Source organism: Sabulicella rubraurantiaca (assembly GCF_017355885.1).
GTDB lineage: Bacteria > Pseudomonadota > Alphaproteobacteria > Acetobacterales > Acetobacteraceae > Roseococcus > Roseococcus rubraurantiacus.
On record NZ_JAFEUU010000053.1, the window covers coordinates 1 to 1,523 of the forward strand.

Below are 1,523 nucleotides of genomic sequence, written 5' to 3' on the forward strand. Positions count from 1 at the left end.
GGCAGGTCAGGCCGGGCGCGGCGATGGTTCAACCGCCCGCGGGATACCAGTCGGCGCGGGTCGGCGGCAGGCCGGACGGGCCCCGCGCGCGGCGGGTCGCCAGCGTCTGGAAGATGCCCACGGTGCCGCGCTCGAAGGCCAGCGCGCAGCCGGCCAGGTAGAGCAGCCAGATCTCGGTCTTGGCATGGCCGACTTCCGCCACCGCCTCGGCGCGGCGGGCGTGCAGCCGTTCGGTCCAGGCGCGGCACGTGCGGCCGTAATGCTCGCGCAGGCCCTCGCAGTCGTGGATCTCGAAGCCGTTGCGCTCCATCGCATCGTGCGTGCCGCCGAGGTGGTCCAGCTCGCCCCCGGGGAAGATGAAGTTCACCAGTGCCTGGAACTCCGGGCGCTTGCGGCGGAACACGCGTTCGTTGCGCTTCATCGGACGCGCAATGGCGTGGTGCAGGTAAGCGCCGCGCGGGCGCAGCCGGTCCTTGACGCCTTTGAAGTAGCCCTCGCGGTTGTCGAGGCCGACGGCCTCGTACATGCCGATCGACGACACCTTGTCGAAGGGCGGTGCATCGAGGTCGCGGAAATCCTTCAGCAGGATCGTCACCCGGTCCTGCAGGCCGAGCCGCCGCACCTTCTCCGTCGCATAGGCGAATTGCTCCTCGGCGAGCGTCACGCCGGTGGCATGGACACCGTAATGCGTCGCCGCGTGGATCACCATGCCGCCCCAGCCACAGCCGATATCAAGCAGGCGCTCGCCGGGCTGCAAGCGCAGCTTGCGGCAGACGAGATCGAGCTTGGCGAACTGCGCCTGCTCCAGCGTGGTCTCGGGCGTCGGCCAGTAGGCGCAGGTGTAGACCATCTCGGGGTCGAGAAAGAGTGCGTAGAAGGCGTTGGACAGGTCGTAGTGGAACTGCATCAGCGCCTTGTCGTCGCGCCCCTGGCCATATCTGGCGGCGTCGGCGCGGCCAGCGAAGGCATGGCTGGTTGAGGCGCTGCCGCTGCCGAACAGGAAGGGCAGCAATGCGCGCGCGGCGAGCCGCTTGTCGATCTTCTTCAGCAGCCCACGTCGGCCGCCTTCCGCGCGCGCGGCAAGGTCGAGCAACGTGCCGCCCTCGATCGCGAGGTCGCCGGCGGCGAAACCCTCAATGAGGGTGGTGAGTCTGGGCCGACGCACCAGCCGCGTCAGCATCGCCGGCGAGCGGATGGCAAAGGCGAGGTCGTTGCGTGCGGCAGGGCCCATCTTCGTCTCGCTGCCGTCCCACAGGCGCAGCACGAAGTCGGCGCCAAGCAGCGGCGCAACGTGTTCAGCCAGGCGGCGGACGGCGGCGGTGCGCGGGTCGTTGATGGGGCATCCCTCCCTGGCCTTGTCCCGCGAGCGGGAGCCGACCATACCCAGATGGCCGGGCGATCCGTCCACTGCGGGGAATGTAGCGGCTCCCCCACGGCTCTTGCAAAGAGAGCAGCGCCTGATGATGCGCGGATGATGCCGCAAACACGACACTCCCGGCGGCAGCGGCGGTGGTCGTATCCCT

Annotated in this window: 1 protein-coding gene; it reads right to left on the reverse strand. The window is 69.3% G+C overall.

Annotation, left to right across the window (positions count from 1 at the left end; genetic code table 11):
* Nucleotides 1–28 precede the first annotated feature (28 nt).
* On the reverse strand, nucleotides 29–1,381 hold the full coding sequence (locus JTJ31_RS24325) for an SAM-dependent methyltransferase (protein WP_207541324.1): 1,353 nt from the start codon (nucleotides 1,379–1,381) through the stop codon (nucleotides 29–31).
* Between the last annotated feature and the right edge of the window lie 142 nt (nucleotides 1,382–1,523).